The organism is Micromonospora sp. NPDC047527 (assembly GCF_040643015.1).
Classification (GTDB): Bacteria; Actinomycetota; Actinomycetes; order Mycobacteriales; family Micromonosporaceae; genus Micromonospora.
In genome coordinates, this window is record NZ_JBEYTK010000005.1 from 457,041 (window position 1) to 471,028 (window position 13,988).

General features: G+C 72.8%; 13 protein-coding genes and 1 tRNA gene. 6 read left to right on the forward strand and 8 right to left on the reverse strand.

The genetic code is table 11. The annotated features are described in order from the left end of the window. Positions 1 to 21 precede the first annotated feature (21 nt). Positions 22 to 870: a 16S rRNA (cytidine(1402)-2'-O)-methyltransferase gene (rsmI, locus tag ABZ808_RS21790; protein ID WP_357009342.1), complete on the reverse strand. Its 849-nt coding sequence runs from the start codon at positions 868 to 870 to the stop codon at positions 22 to 24. A gap of 84 nt (positions 871 to 954) precedes the next feature. On the opposite strand from rsmI, the gene ABZ808_RS21795 reads away from it, so the two are divergent. The 4 genes from ABZ808_RS21795 to ABZ808_RS21810 all read left to right on the forward strand — a co-directional run bounded on the left by ABZ808_RS21795 (position 955) and on the right by ABZ808_RS21810 (position 5,596). After that, positions 955 to 2,670 (forward strand): phospholipid carrier-dependent glycosyltransferase, encoded by a 1,716-nt coding sequence (locus ABZ808_RS21795; RefSeq protein WP_357009345.1) that lies wholly within the window; start codon positions 955 to 957, stop codon positions 2,668 to 2,670. Positions 2,671 to 3,020: 350 nt separating this feature from the next. Beyond that, complete coding sequence (locus tag ABZ808_RS21800; RefSeq protein WP_357009348.1) at positions 3,021 to 3,386, forward strand: MmcQ/YjbR family DNA-binding protein; 366 nt, start codon at positions 3,021 to 3,023, stop codon at positions 3,384 to 3,386. 144 nt (positions 3,387 to 3,530) lie between these two features. After that, a complete protein-coding gene (locus ABZ808_RS21805; protein WP_357009351.1) occupies positions 3,531 to 4,814 on the forward strand; it encodes a VWA domain-containing protein in 1,284 nt (427 codons plus the stop codon). Further along, positions 4,814 to 5,596: a peptidase gene (locus ABZ808_RS21810; protein WP_357009354.1), complete on the forward strand. Its 783-nt coding sequence runs from the start codon at positions 4,814 to 4,816 to the stop codon at positions 5,594 to 5,596. Before ABZ808_RS21805 ends, ABZ808_RS21810 begins: the two co-directional genes overlap by 1 nt. A gap of 58 nt (positions 5,597 to 5,654) precedes the next feature. Here ABZ808_RS21810 and ABZ808_RS21815 read toward each other — a convergent pair whose 3' ends face one another. Beyond that, the gene (locus ABZ808_RS21815; RefSeq protein WP_357009357.1) at positions 5,655 to 5,915 is read right to left on the reverse strand and encodes a hypothetical protein; all 261 of its coding nucleotides are present in this window, start codon (positions 5,913 to 5,915) and stop codon (positions 5,655 to 5,657) included. A 213-nt stretch (positions 5,916 to 6,128) separates the two neighbouring features. Here ABZ808_RS21815 and ABZ808_RS21820 point away from each other — a divergent pair, with 213 nt between their 5' ends. Further along, positions 6,129 to 6,785: a 4'-phosphopantetheinyl transferase superfamily protein gene (locus ABZ808_RS21820; protein ID WP_357009360.1), complete on the forward strand. Its 657-nt coding sequence runs from the start codon at positions 6,129 to 6,131 to the stop codon at positions 6,783 to 6,785. A gap of 142 nt (positions 6,786 to 6,927) precedes the next feature. Beyond that, a complete protein-coding gene (locus ABZ808_RS21825; protein ID WP_357009363.1) occupies positions 6,928 to 8,046 on the forward strand; it encodes a hypothetical protein in 1,119 nt (372 codons plus the stop codon). Between the two features lie 60 nt (positions 8,047 to 8,106). Here the strand turns inward: ABZ808_RS21825 and ABZ808_RS21830 are convergent, their stop codons facing one another. From ABZ808_RS21830 to ABZ808_RS21855, 6 genes are all read right to left on the reverse strand, one after another. Further along, the gene (locus ABZ808_RS21830; RefSeq protein WP_357009366.1) at positions 8,107 to 9,111 is read right to left on the reverse strand and encodes a hypothetical protein; all 1,005 of its coding nucleotides are present in this window, start codon (positions 9,109 to 9,111) and stop codon (positions 8,107 to 8,109) included. A gap of 280 nt (positions 9,112 to 9,391) precedes the next feature. Continuing rightward, positions 9,392 to 9,465, reverse strand: a tRNA-Ala gene (locus ABZ808_RS21835). A gap of 558 nt (positions 9,466 to 10,023) precedes the next feature. Beyond that, positions 10,024 to 10,806: a hypothetical protein gene (locus ABZ808_RS21840; protein ID WP_357009369.1), complete on the reverse strand. Its 783-nt coding sequence runs from the start codon at positions 10,804 to 10,806 to the stop codon at positions 10,024 to 10,026. A gap of 177 nt (positions 10,807 to 10,983) precedes the next feature. Beyond that, positions 10,984 to 11,634, reverse strand: coding sequence for a GNAT family protein (locus ABZ808_RS21845; RefSeq protein ID WP_357009372.1), 651 nt, complete (start codon positions 11,632 to 11,634; stop codon positions 10,984 to 10,986). Between the two features lie 73 nt (positions 11,635 to 11,707). After that, the gene (glp, locus tag ABZ808_RS21850; protein WP_357009374.1) at positions 11,708 to 13,021 is read right to left on the reverse strand and encodes a gephyrin-like molybdotransferase Glp; all 1,314 of its coding nucleotides are present in this window, start codon (positions 13,019 to 13,021) and stop codon (positions 11,708 to 11,710) included. Further along, positions 13,018 to 13,980, reverse strand: a complete 963-nt coding sequence (locus tag ABZ808_RS21855; RefSeq protein ID WP_357009376.1) for a UTP--glucose-1-phosphate uridylyltransferase — start codon at positions 13,978 to 13,980, stop codon at positions 13,018 to 13,020. The genes glp and ABZ808_RS21855 overlap by 4 nt, the downstream gene beginning before the upstream one ends. Between the last annotated feature and the right edge of the window lie 8 nt (positions 13,981 to 13,988).

The following is a 13,988-nucleotide window of genomic DNA, read 5'->3' on the forward strand; positions in this document are numbered from 1 at the left end:
GGCCCGGGTCGGGAGCCCCGGTCAGCTGTGCACGATCGTGTAGACGTCGCGGCGACGCAGGGCGTACTCGGTGGCGACGTCGGTGATGGCGTCGCGGCGGGACCGGCCGGCGGCCTCGCGCTCGGCGACCGCCGCGCGCAGGGTGTCGTCGTCGGGACGTTCCGGGGCGGTCACCGGCGCACCGGCGACCACCAGGGTGATCTCGCCACGCGGGTCGCCCTCGGCGGCCCATCGGGCGAGTTCGCCGAGAGGGCGGCGGAGCACCTCCTCGTAGGTCTTGGTGAGCTCACGGCAGAGCGCGGCCGGCCGGTCCGCGCCGAACGTGTCGGCCAGGTCGGCGAGCGACGCGCCGATCCGGTGTGGCGCCTCGAAGAAGACCAGGGTGCGCTCCTCGGCGGCGAGCGCCCGCAGTCGGGACCGGCGGGCGCCGGGCGTCCGGGGCAGGAATCCCTCGAAGCAGAACCTGTCGCAGGGCAGCCCGGAGACGGCGAGGGCGGTGGTCACCGCGCTTGGCCCGGGGGCGACGGTGACCGGCGCCCCGACGTCGAGCGTGGCCCGGACCAGCCGGTAGCCCGGGTCGGAGACGCTCGGCATGCCGCCGTCGGTGACCAGCGCCACCGTGTACCCGCCGAGGATGACCTCCACCAGTTCGGGGGTTCGCCGCTCCTCGTTGCCCTCGAAGTAGGAGACGATCCGGCCCCCGATGGTGATGTCGAGGTCGCGGGCCAGCCGGGTGAGGCGACGCGTGTCCTCGGCGGCGACCACGTCGGCGCTGACCAGCACGTCCCGGAACCGGGCCGACGCGTCGGCGGGGTTGCCGAGCGGAGCACCGAGCAGGATCAGGCGCCCAGCTTCGGACATTTCACCCACGACATCGTCTCCTTCATCGACAATCGATACCGGTATCAGGGACGACGGGCGCCACCGGACACCTTGGCAGCCTACGATCGCCGGGTGACGAGTGCGTCGACAGCGCAGAGCCCGAGCGCCGACCCGGCAACCACGGTCGAGGTGACGGGCGAGCCCAGCCCCACACCGGACCCGGCGGCACCCCGCGCCGACGGCGGTGGCGCGGCCGCCGTGATCCGCCGCCGGTTCGCCACCGTCGACGCACGGGCGGACCGGTTCTCGTGGCTCGCCACCGCCGTGGTGGTGGCCATCGCGGCGATCCTGCGCTTCGTCGACCTGTCCCGCATCAAGGGCAAGATCTTCGACGAGACGTACTACGCCAAGGACGGCTACGGGCTGATCAGCCGCGGCGTCGAGTGGAACTACAAGGACAACGTCCCCTCGTACGTGGTGCACCCACCACTGGGCAAGTGGTTGATCGGCCTCGGCGAGTGGGCCTTCGGCTATCAGGACGCCGATTCGAAGGTCTCCGTTCCCGGGCACCTGATCACCACCTCGCCGGAGTTCGGCTGGCGGTTCTCGGCGGCCGTCATCGGCACCCTGTCAGTGCTCCTGCTGGTCCGGATCGGCCGGCGGATGTTCCGCTCGACGGTCCTGGGTTGCGCGGCCGGTCTGCTGCTCGCCCTGGACGGCTTCCACCTGGTGCTGTCCCGCACGGCGCTGCTCGACATCTTCCTCCTGTTCTTCGTGCTGGCGGCCTTCGGCGCACTGGTGCTCGACCGGGACGCCCGCCGCCGGCGCTGGGCACGCGCACTGGACGACGGGCTCGACCCCAGCCAGCCAGGCCGCGCGGGTCGCCCGCCGACCGGCTGGCGCACGTGGCCCTGGTGGCGGCTCGCCGCCGGAGTGCTGATCGGCTGCGCCTGCGCGGTGAAGTGGAGCGCGGTCTACTTCGTGCCCGTCTTCGCGCTGTTGGTGATCCTCTGGGAGGTCGGGGTCCGCCGGTCCGCGGGCGTCCGCAGGCCGTGGCGGGACACCGCGCTCGACGAGCTGCCCTGGCTGGTGCTGGCCGGCGTGCTGATGGTGCTCACCTACCTCGCCAGCTGGTCGGGGTGGCTGCTCACCGACGACGGCTACTACCGGTCCGCATCGTCGACGGCGTACCCGACCGGTTCGCTCAGTGACGCCCCGGTGATCGGCCCGCTGATCAACCTCTTCGAATACCACCGTGCGGCGTACGGCTTCCACGCCCAACTCGACGACGCACACAAATACCAGTCCTGGCCGTGGCAGTGGCTGCTGCTCGGTCGCCCGGTGGCGTTCCACTACTCGGGCGACGGTGTCTGCGGCGCACCGTCCTGCGCCTCGGAGATCCTGCTGCTGGGCACCCCGCTGCTGTGGTGGTCGTTCCTGCCCGCCCTGGTGGCGCTGGTGTGGCTGGGCGTGGCACGGCGCGACTGGCGGGCCGGCGCGATCCTGCTGAGTGTGGCGGCGGGGATCCTGCCCTGGTTCGTGCTCGCCCTCGACGGCCGGACGATGTTCTCGTTCTACGCCGCGCCGGTGCTGCCGTTCCTGGTGTTGGCCGTGGTCTACGTGCTGGGTGCGCTGATCGCCCCGGCCGGGGGCGACGTGGGCGAGATGGCAGCGCTGACGCCCGGCGACCCGGGCTACGAACGCAGGCTGGTGGGCAGCGTCGCGGCCGGGGCTTACGTGCTGCTGGTGGGGCTGTGCTTCGCGTACTTCTATCCGATCTTCGTGGGCAAGGTGATCCCGTACTCGGACTGGCTGGCACGGATGTGGCTCGACGGCCGGTGGATATAAGCACCGGCAGGCGACGCGCCGCACAGCGCGACGGAGACGGGCCCGCACGCTTGAAGCGTGCGGGCCCGTTCGACAAAGACGCGCGCCCCGATCGCCTGCCACGGGGGAAGCGGGCGATTGGGGCGCGCATGGAGAGCTTAACCACCCCACACCACCGGCACAACGGGTCAACTTGGGTCAGATTTCCGACGATTCCAACCGCGTCCGGTCCTTTCCTTCGATAGTTGACCCAGGGTGACCCCGCCGTGGACCCAGCGCCTCGTCGGGCCACTTCGATGCCGCGCGCCGCTGCGGGCCCCGACCCGGCTCGCCGTGCCGGGTCTGGCGATGGTGACGGGAGACGGGGTGCCGTGGAGTTGTTGAGCCGGGTCCGCGAGATCTGCCTTGCCCTACCCGAGGCGACCGAGCGACTCAGCCACGGGTCACCGACCTGGTTCATCCGGGACAAGACCGTCTTCGTCACCCTGCACGCCGACGGGCATCACCAGAACGACTTCGCCCACCTCTGGTGCGCGGCCCCGCCGGGCGCCCAGGCGGAGCTGATCGCCGCCGACCCGGCCCGCTTCTTCCGTCCGCCCTATGTGGGCGGCCGGGGCTGGCTCGGCGTACGGCTCGACGGCGCGGTCGACTGGACCGAGATCGACGAGTTGTGCCGGGACGCGTACCGGGAGGTCGCGCCAAAACGGCTGGTCGCCCTGCTCGACGCGTCCGCCTGACCGACCCGCCCTGCGGGGCGAGACCACGACCTCGGCCGGGCTGCCCCCGGTCTGGTCCGGGGCGTATCGCCGGGGCCGCCTGGACGATCGCCGGAGCCAGCCACCCGGATGATCATCCAAAGTGGATCTCACTACACTGCGGCCGTGATCAACTTCAGACGATCGGCGGCCGTCCTCATCGGACTGCTGGCGACCACCGCGCTGACCGGGCCGGTCCCGGCGGCGGCCGACGAGGAGCCGGTGGCCGAGCCACCCCGGGTCGAACTCGTACTCGACGTCAGCGGCTCGATGCGCGCCGCCGACATCGACGGACGCAGCCGGATCTCCGTCGCCCAGCAGGCGTTCAACGAGGTGGTGGACGCGCTGCCGGAGGAGACACAGCTCGGCATCCGGGTGCTCGGCGCGACCTACCGGGGCAAGGACAAGAAGGTCGGCTGCCAGGACACCCAACAGATCGTGCCGGTCGGGCCGGTGGACCGCGCCCAGGCCAAGGAGGCGGTGGCGACACTCCGGCCGACCGGGTTCACCCCGGTCGGGCTCGCGCTGCGCTCCGCCGCGCAGGATCTGGGCACCGGCTCCACCACCCGACGGATCGTGCTGATCACCGACGGGGAGGACACCTGCGCCCCGCCGGACCCCTGCGAGGTGGCCCGGGAACTGGCGGCGCAGGGCACCAGCCTGGTCGTCGACACCCTCGGCCTGGCGCCCGACGAGAAGGTCCGCCGGCAGTTGCTCTGCATCGCCAGCGCGACCGGCGGCACCTACACCGCCGCGCAGAGCGCCGAGGAGCTGACCGGCCGGATCAAGCAGCTCATCGAGCGGGCCGCCGACACCCACACCCGGGCACCGACCGTCGTCGGCGGCACGAACGCGTGCGACTCGGCCCCACTGCTCGCCCCCGGGGTCTACGCGGACCGGGAGGCGTTCTCCGAGCACCGCTACTACCGGGTGCCGGTACGCCCCGGGCAGGAGCTGCGCGCCTCGGTGAGCATGGCGCTGGACCGGCCGGTGAACCGGGACTACGGGGTGCTGCTGCGGGCCACCGCCGCCGACGGCCGGGAACTCGTCCGCGGAACGGACGCCGGCAGCGGACGCGCCGACGTGCTCTCCGCCGGGCTGCGCTGGTCGGCCACCGCCGACGACGAGGACGCGGCCGAGACCGATCAGACCCCGGCGCCTGTCATCGAGCCCACCACCGTCTGCCTGGTGGTGAGCAACTCGTTCGCCCCCCGCCCGGGAACGGCCGCGACCCCCGGCATGCCGGTGGAACTGACCATCGACGTGGTCACCGCCGCGCCCGCCCCGGACGGGCCCGACCTTGGCCGGGGCTGGGTGCTGCTAGCCCTGCTCACGGTCGCCGGCCTGCTCACCGGTCTGCTCGCCGGCCTGCTCACCCGCTGGTGGGTCGCCACCTGGAGGGAGAACTGATGCGTACCGCACTGTTCCGGCCGCTGGCCGCGCTGCTCGCCGCCGGCGGGGCCGTGCTGCTGCCCGCGACGGCCGCCGCCGCCCCCACGCCGTCGCCGGGCGCCACGCCGGTGACCCGGGCCGGCACCTCGTTCCTCACCGCCACCCCGATCACCGCCGGGCAGCCGGTACGGGTGGACGCCTCGGTCGGCGACCACCTGTACTGGTCGTTCCCGGCGACGGCCGGTCAGGTGCACGAGATCACTGCCACCGTCACCTTCCCGAAGGCACGCGGCGGCGCCTCCACCTGGACCGTCGACGTCTTCGACGGGCTGCGTCGGCGGCAGGCCTGCACCGCCGGGGCGCAGACCCCGACGGTGGACGGGAAGGCGACGAGCGTGGCGCTGGGCTGCACGCTGCGCGAGGTGCGGCCCTGGGCGGAGCCGTGGTCGGCCGACCCACTCCCCGGCGCGTACGTCATCCGGCTATCCGTGGTCGACCTGCCGGAGCCGGACCTCGGCGCGCCCATCGACGTGGACCTGCTGGTCGGCGTCATCGCCGATCGGGGCTCGTCGGCCGACGACGGTGAGCTGGCCACGCCGCTGGTGCCGAACACCCAGGCGGGCACCGTGCTCACCGCCGTACCCCCGGTGGACCCGGAGGCCGACGACGACGGTGACTCGCTGACGGGCTGGCTGCCGGATCTCGGCTCGCGCTGGATCTGGACCGGCGTGGGCGGCGTGCTCGCCGCGGTGGCGGGCGTGTTCGGCTTCGCCCTGACCCGGCGGCCCCGGCGCGCCTGAACCCCACCCGGTGAGCCGGCGGCCCCGCCCCAGGGCAGGGCCGCCGGATCACCGACGGTCAGCGGCGGCGCGGCAACCAGCCGATGAAACGATCCTGCAGGGACATGACCGGGGCGGCGCGCAGGTCCTCCGTGGCGGCGGCGAGACACGAGCCCAGATAGACACTGAGCATCGCCCGGTCACCTCCATATTCCGCGAGCAGACGGCTGCGCTTCGTCGCGCACGGCCACTCCTCACCGCAGGAGCCGCACGTCCAGCCCGGGGTCTTCGGGGCGTGGTCGTCAGCCCGTCCCCCCGGCCGTTCCGCACCATCGGTCATCGCAGGTCCTCTCCAGCTGTCCACGGGACTGGTGGCCGCCTATGTCCGGCCAGCGTTGATGGTGGTCCCCCCGGAGCCATCAGGGATGGAACGACGCGTCCCTCCAGTGGTACATCTTTGCGGTACGTTCTCCCCTCGTGGGAGTCAGAAAGTTGACCGTCGGCCGGATGTCGGCGATCCATGCCCGTTTCTACCGATAGGTAGGCGACACCGATGCGTGACCTGCTGCCGACAACGGTCGCCGTGGCCGTCGCCGGGCCGGACGACTGGGCCGGGGAACTGCTCGCCGCCGAGCAGGCGTGCCTCGGTGAGCGGGCGGTGCAGACCCGTCGCCGGGACTTCACGGCCGGCCGGGTGTGCGCCCGCCGGGCAATGGCCGGCCTCGGCCTGCCGGCGACGGCCGTGCCGGCCGCCGCCGATCGGGCGCCGGTCTGGCCGGCCGGCGTCGTCGGCACCATCACCCACACCAGCGGCTACTGCGCCGCCGCCGCCGCGCACGCCACCGACCTCCGGTCCGTCGGCATGGACGCCGAGCGGCACCGCGAAATCAATGCGGGGGTACGCCGACTCGTGCTGCTGCCCGAGGAGGAGGAGAACTGCGCTCGGCTGCCCGCCGACATCTCCTGGCCGGTCGTGTACTTCAGCGCCAAGGAGACCGTCTACAAGGTGTGGTACCCGATCGTCGGCAGTTGGTTGGACTTCCACGACGCCCACCTCGACATCGACCCGGACGCCGGCACGTTCACCGCCCGGATCGCACCGGCCCGGGTGGACGCGGCCGGCGTCGTCGATCCGCCGGCCACGATCACCGGCCGGTTCGTGGTCGCCGACGGGCTGGTCCGGACCGCCGCCGTCCTCACGCTCCACTGACCCGCCGGGTCTGCTCGGCGTCCACACTGGCCGTTCCGTCGCCACTGCGGGACGGATCCAGCGCGACGATCGGGCGATCGACAACGCACGGTAGCGTCGCCGGGTTCCCTGAACCGCACGTGCCGAGGCGCCAAGGAGTACGTTGACCCACCCCCAGCCCCCCAGCGGGCCGCAGGACCCCCAACAGCCGAACCCGGAGCCGCCCGCCCAGCCGTTCCCCGCGACACCGCAGCCGCAGTTCGCCGCCGACCCGACGGTCCCGCAGACACCCGCACAGCCCAACCCGTGGTCGGCGCAGGGGAACCCGCCGCAGCCGCCGGTGTCGGTGCCGCCGGTGTCCGGAGCACCGCAGTCGGGCGTACCGGGTCAGTGGACACCGCCGACCGCGCCGCAGCCGCCGTACGCCAACGAACCGCAGCCGCCCTACGCCCATGCGCCGTACCCGGCCGCCCCGGATCAGCCCTGGTCGCAGCCGCCGGTCGCGGACGGCGGCTACCCGCCGCCGGGCGGGGCGTACCCACCGCCCGGAGCAGCAGGTTACCCACCGCCCGGAGCAGCGGGTTACCCACCACCCGGAGCAGCGGGTTACCCACCGGCCGGAGGGGCGTATCCGACGCCGGGAGGGCCGGGTTACCCGCCCACCGTGCAGCCGCCCGCGAAGAACTCCAAGACCGTGCTGATCATCGCGGTCACCGCGGCCGTGCTCGCCCTGCTGTGCTGCGCGGGCGGCATCGTGGCGGTGGTCGTCGGCGCGAACCGTGTCGCGAACGAGGTGACCGACGCCCTGCCCACCCCGGGCACGACCGGCGGCACTGGGCGGTCGGCGCCCAACCCGTCGTCGACCAACCCGGCTTTCGGCGAGGCAGCCCAGAACATGCCCGCCGGACGCACCCTGCAGATGGACGACGACCGAGGCGTCATGAAGATCACCGTGGACCGGTTCAGCACCTCCACCGAACCCTGCCGGGCGAGCGGCCTCAAGCCCAGCAAGGGCACGTACGTGATCGCCGACGTGACCGTGTCGGTCGTGCAGGGCACCGGCTCGATCAACCCGCTGTACTTCTGGTGGATCGCCGCCGACGGCACCAAGACCAGCTCGATCGCCGGGGTCCTCTCCGGCTGCGGCAAGTCGATGCCGTCCGGCACCGACCTGCCCGTCGGCACCACCCGCACTGGCACCCTCGTGTTCAACGTGCCCGACACCAACGGCGTGTTGGAGTACCAGCACCGGTTCAAGGCCGCCGGCACCTGGAAGCCCTGACGTGGTGACGCGGGGCCGGCCCGTCGGGGCCGGCCCCACGCAGGGTGAGATGCCGGGGTGTCAGCAGCCGGTCCAGCGCACCGGGGTTACCCGGTCGGCGTTGCGGAAGCCGACGATGGTGCCCGTGTCGGAGATGGAACGAGCGCCGATTGTCACCCTGTCCCCACCACCGGGCAGGACCCGGGAGCTGGCACCGCGCGCGACCCGTTCACCGCCCACCACGACCCCGCTGGCGTTGACGTCGTCGCCGAGCGTCAACCGCTGGTCGAGCGTCGTGTACGAGCCGTTTCGGAGATCCCACCGCACCATGACCGGGCTGGTGCCGCCCAGGTTGACCCGGCCGATCGCCCAGTGGCCCGCCGCCGCGCCGACCACAGTCGACTGAGCACCCGGGGCGGTGAGCGCGCCGATCCGGCCATTCGGCCGGCGGATCCAACCGGTCCAGCTGCCAAATTCCCCGGCAGAACCGACGATGGTCCCGTTCGCCGTGATTCCACTCGGCGTCGCGTTCACCGGAGCGTCGAGCACCTCGACCGTGCCGGGCCGGGCGGCCGGCCAGCGCAGCGCGACGTACTCCCCGGCGACGATGTCCGAGCCGTAGCCGACGATGTCGCCGGCCTCGTTGATCGCGGAGACGAAGATGCCACTCGACGGCACCACCGGCAACTGCTCGAACCGGCCGTCGCGGTACGTCCACGGACGGCCGATGCCGCTCTCGGCCCAGCCGTTGCCGACCACGACACCGCGGGTGTTGACGTCGACGGCGTCGACCATGCCGGGGGACTCGATCTCGGTGAGCCGCTGCCCGTCCCAGATCAGCAGCAGCTCCTGGTTGCCGCTGTCACGGACCCGCAGGGCGGCCCCGACGACGAAGCGACCCGACGGGTCGATGGCGTTCGCGTCGGCGCGGTAGGTGTCGGCCGGGTACGGCAGCGTACTGATCGTGCAGGCGCGGGCGGCCGCGGGTGCGGCGGTGGCCGTCCCGGACACGACGGCGGCGAGGGATGTGGCCAGCAGTCCGGCTACGGTGCCGGCGAGCATCCTGCGTCGAGCGGTGTGCGTCATTCTGTGCTCCCCGTGTCGGCCCGAGCGCTCCGGGCATCAACTGATGACAGATGCACACCTGGGCACGCCCCAAGGTTGCGGCAAGTCCGATGAGCGACTCGATCGACATCGGCGTCTCCCGGCCTGCTACGAGGCCGGCTCCGCGTCGGAATGCTGTTCATCGCTGGCGTCTCCGGGTCGGCACACCCGAGCGCTGCGCTACCGGGTGCTGTCCGTCTGCCCTGTCCGCGAGATCGAAAAAGGCCGTCTCCGACGAGCGGAAACGGCCTTTGACCTGGGGTGGAGCTGAGGGGATTTGAACCCCTGACCCCCTCGATGCGAACGAGGTGCGCTACCAGTCTGCGCCACAGCCCCCCACCGGCGAACCGGCTTCGGTCCCACCCGACTTACACCGGGCGGGCCGGCAGCAAGGCTAACAGGTCGCCGGCCCCCACCGCGAATCCGCCCCCGGTGCCGCGCTGACGCCAGCGCCACGACGACACCCACCCGCCCTCGGCGCCGCGCTCCAGCGCCGCCGCGCCCCGTTGCTGCAGACCAACACCAAGATCGTGCATCAGGCCACCGGAGCCACGATCAATTCGATTTGGTCGAAGATAGGACATCCGAGACACATCGTCGCCCCACCTCCCGCGAACCCGAGTCGACCAACCCGCCGTCGCCTGCGCGAAACCTTGATCCACTCCGTATCGCCGATGTGGCGGCATCCTCCGCCGGGGACACCCCCAGATCGGCGACATGGAGTGGATCAAGCCCGGCAAGCGCCCCAAGCCCGCCGAGCCCCGGCGGGCGCCGCAAGACCGACGGACCCGGCAAGACCGACGGGCGCCGCAAGACCAGCGGGCGCGGCAAGACCAGCGGGCACCGCAAGACCAGCGGGCACCGCAAGACCAGCGGGCGCGGCAAGACCAGCGGTCAGGCGCCTCTGCCGGCCTCGTAGGGGCGGCCACGTAGCCCGCCCGAGCGCCGGTACGAGACCGAGCCGCCGTTGACGGCCGCCGGCAGGTCTCCGGGTCGGTCGAGACCCATGGCGGCTCGGCGTACCCCCTCGCGTTGGGCGGCAAGGCGGCGTTGCGCCTCCCGGCGGGCCGCGGCACGGCGAGCCTGTTCCCGGCGGACCTCGGCCTGGCGGGCGGCCAACCAGGCCGCCTCCCGGGCTCGGGCGCGGCGTCGGCGACGACCGGCCAGGGCCTGACCCCGCAGGTGGACGACGTACATGGCCAACAGCAGGAAGGTGACCGAGAAGCTGATCCAGAAGCCGGGGCTGACGAACAGGACGCCGATCAGCTCGACGAAGTTGAGCAGCAGCAGGGCGGCGAGCACGCGGCGGCGACGGTACACGGCGGGGGTGTGCTGTCGGCGCGGCGGCGGACGGCGGCGGGACCGCTTCGGGGCCGGCGGCACGGCGCGCAGCCGGTTGGAGCGGCGCGCCGCCGGGGGTGCCGAGACCGGCGCGGTCAGCTTCCCCGTAGCCGAATCCTCACTGAGGGTGACGACAAGGGAGCGCGGCGGGTGGACGGGTCGCCGCCCGGGCACAGTGCGGCGCCGTCGGCGGCGCTGGAGCACCCGCGCCGTCGACTGCGCCCGCTCCGCCACCAGCCGCTCGGTGGCGTCGTACCGGCGAACCAACGCCGGGGCCAGGGCGAGCAGGCCGGCGGCGGCGAGGACGGCGAGGAGCACCGAGGTCGGCACCCTCACCCCTCCCGTCACCGAATTCGGAGCAACCGCCACCGGACCGCAGGATCTTCCACCAATCGTGCCTGGGTGCGTAGATCGTCCGGACGGGGGGCGCTTGCCGCAGCTTGCAGTTACTTGAGGTTACGGCGCGCCGACCGGGATGCCACCGCGCCGCGCCGATCCCGTGCGTGGGACGGCTCACCGCGCACTGGCGCGTACCCGATGCCAGCGGGCCAACAGACCGCCCTCGGCGGCGATCTCCTCGCTCGTCATCGCGTATCCGATGTGGTCTCGCCAGGCACCGTCGATGTGCATGTAGCGCACGTGGTACGACTCCTCGCGGAAGCCGAGTTTCTCCACCACCCGCCGGGACGGTCGGTTCTCCGGCCGGATGTTGACCTCCACCCGGTGCAGCCCGCCCGGCCCGAAGGCGTGGTCCACGGCGAGTGCGAGGGCCGTCGGGATCACGCCCTGCCCGGCGACCCGGGCGTCCACCCAGTAGCCGACGTACCCGGAGCAGAAGGCGCGCCGGACGATGCTGCCCACGTTGAGGTGCCCGACCAGGCGCTCCCGGTCGGCCTCCCGCAGACAGACCGCGAACGGCATACCCTCGCCCTCACGGGCCGACCGTCGCTGGTCGCGGTGCACCCAGCGGAACGCGGCAGGCGAGTTCAGCTCGTCCCAACCGCCGGGCAGCGACGACTCCCAGGGTGCCAGCCAGGCCTTGTTGGCCCGCCGTACCTCTGACCACGCCGCAGCGTCGGAGCGCCGGTAGGGCCGCAGCAGCACCGGGCCGTCGGCCAGCACCGCCGGCCAGCCGGGTGCCCGCGCGGGTCCGAAGAGACTCACCCGCACAGTCTCCCGCGCGGGACCGTGTGGTGCGCAAGTGGACCCGCGATGAACCGGGGACCGCGCAGAGCCGTCACCGACGGCGGTCGAGCAGCAGAACGTCCACGGTGGAGCCGGCGGCCGCGGAGGTGACCCGCTCGCCGAGCACCAGCAGCCCGTTCGCCTCGGCCAGCCCGGAGAGCGTGAACGGGCCGCCGCTGAGCGGTTGCACCGTGTACCCGCCGCCGCGCCGCTCGGCGACGTGCGCGGGCCGGAACTCGCGCAGCCCACCCGGTGACGACACGGTCTCCAGCAGGTGCGCCCGAACGCTGGGCCGGAACACCGGCTCGGCGCCGGCGAGTAGTTGGATCGCGGGGCGGGCCAGCACCTCGAAGCCGATCAGCGCCGCGCCGGGGTCGCCGGGCAGGCAGACCACCGGCACCTCCTCGGCGCCGACGGTGCCGAAGCCGAGCGCGGTGCCCGGATAGAGCGCCACGTCGGTGAAGGTGACCGGGCCGGCCCGGCCGCCCTCACGCCGGGACAGGATGCGGCGCACCATGTCGCCGGGCCCGGTGCCGGTCCCCCCGGTGGTGATGATCAGGTCGGCGCGCAGGGTCTGGTCCTCCAGCAGCCCGCGCAGCCCTTCCGGGTCGTCGTCGCAGATGCCCACCCGGTACGCCAGGGCGCCCACCTCGGCGGCGGCGGCGGTCAACGCGTGTGAGTTGGCGTCCACCACCTGCCCGGGCTGGCTGCCCCGGCCCACGTCGACCAGTTCGTCGCCGGTGGCCACGATGACCACCCGTGGACTGGGCCGCACCACCACGTGCCCGATGCCGGTGGCGGCGAAGACCGCGACCAACGCCGGGGAGACGTACGTGCCGGCTCGGGCGAGCAGGGTGCCGGCGGGCAACTCCTCACCGGCGCGGCGGACCCCGTACCCCCGCTTGGGGGTGCGGAAGATCTCCACGGCGGCCATGCCCTGGTCGGTCCACTCCACCGGGACCACGACGTCGGCGGCGATCGGCAGCGGCGCACCGGCGGCCACCGAGAAGCACGAGCCCGGGGTGAGCCGCACGGGTCGCCAGCTCGCCGCGCCCAGGTCGCCGACGACGTTGAGCCGGATCGTCCGACCGCCGGGCGTGCCGGAGGGGGCCGGGACGTAGCTCGGCCCCCGGCCCCCTCCGGAAATGTCCTCCCAGCGGGCCGCGTAACCGTCCACGGCCGCCTGGTCGAAGGCCGGGAAGGCGTGCGGCGCGACGACGTCCTCGGCGAGGACGTTGCCGTGCGCCTGGGTGAGGTCGAGGTCGAGTGGCGGCAGCGCTCGTAACCTGCGCAGCACGCTGCCCAGGTAGTCGGCGAGCGGCGTCAACTCGTTCGCGGCCGCCTCGGCGTCGGCCGTAGCTGTCATGTACCAGATCCGCCTGCCGCGTCGGCCCGGACGAAGTCGGCCAGCCAGGAACGGAACTCGGTGCCGAGATCCTCGCGCTCGGCGGCGATCTGCACGACCGTCTGCAGGTAGCCCAACGGCATGCCGGTGTCGTATCGGGTGCCTCGGTAGACGATCGCGTGCACCGGTGTGCCCTCGGTGCGCAGCAGCTCCATGGCGTCGGTCAGCTGGATCTCGCCGCCGCTGCCCGGCTTTGTCCGCCGGATCGCGTCGAAAATCTTCCCCGGCAGCACGTACCGGCCGAGCACGGCGAGGTTGCTCGGCGCGTCCTCCGGCTGCGGCTTCTCCACCATGCCGGTCACCTTGACGACCTCGCCGATGTCGCTCAGCTCCGACTCGGCCGGCTCGACGGAGGCGATGCCGTACCGCTTGGTGTCGGCCGGGTCGACCTCGAAGAAGGCGAGCACCACCCCGCCGGTACGGGCCTGCAGTTCCAGCATGGCCGGCAGCAGCGGCTCGGACGGCTTGACGAACTCGTCGCCGAGCAGCACCGCGAAGGGCTGGTCGCCGACGTGGGACTCGGCGTACCCGACGGCGTGACCGAGCCCGAGCTGCTCCGGCTGCCGGACGGTGTAGATCTCGGCCAGCTCACTGGGCCGACGCACGGCCGCCAGCCGCTCGGCGTCGCCCTTCTCCTCCAGCCTGGTCTCCAGGTCGGGGCGACGGTCGAAGTGGTCCACCATCGACGTCTTACCCCGACCGGTGATCAGCAACACGTCACCGATGCCGGCCTGGGTGGCCTCCTCGACGATGTACTGCAGCACCGGCCGGTCCACTACCGGCAGCAGTTCCTTGGGCACCGCCTTGGTGGCCGGCAGGAAACGGGTGGCCAGTCCGGCGGCCGGGATGACGGCCTTGACCGCCAGGGGACGGCCGGTTGCGGCGACCGTCGGTGAAGGGTTCGCTGAGTGCTCCGACATGCCGCGAG